The sequence below is a fragment of the Campylobacter sp. JH32 genome (assembly GCF_017846535.1).
In the GTDB taxonomy this organism is placed as follows: domain Bacteria; phylum Campylobacterota; class Campylobacteria; order Campylobacterales; family Campylobacteraceae; genus Campylobacter_D; species Campylobacter_D coli.
Genome location: NZ_JAEQBS010000066.1, coordinates 1 through 255 on the forward strand (window position 1 = coordinate 1; position 255 = coordinate 255).

1 pseudogene is annotated in these 255 nt (G+C 24.7%); it reads right to left on the bottom strand.

What is annotated here, in order from left to right:
* Positions 1-194 (bottom strand): annotated as a pseudogene (locus KAR67_RS09530) (hypothetical protein); the annotation flags it as partial.
* Positions 195-255 lie beyond the last annotated feature (61 nt).

The following is a 255-nucleotide window of genomic DNA, read 5'->3' on the forward strand; positions in this document are numbered from 1 at the left end:
ATAACAATATCTTGCTTTAATTTATCACCAAAAGTAAGTTTATCTGCTTTATAAATATTATTCTTTTCATCTTGCTCTATATTTTCCCAAACATATTGCAACATAGCATAACTAGCATCTGCTATATCAGCATAGTCTAAAAATTTAGTGATTAAGTCTAATTTAGCTTCTTGTGTTTTAATGTTTTTACTCATTTGTTATTCCAAAAATCTAAATCTCAAATTATCTTTCTAATTTTTTATCTAACATCTTCAC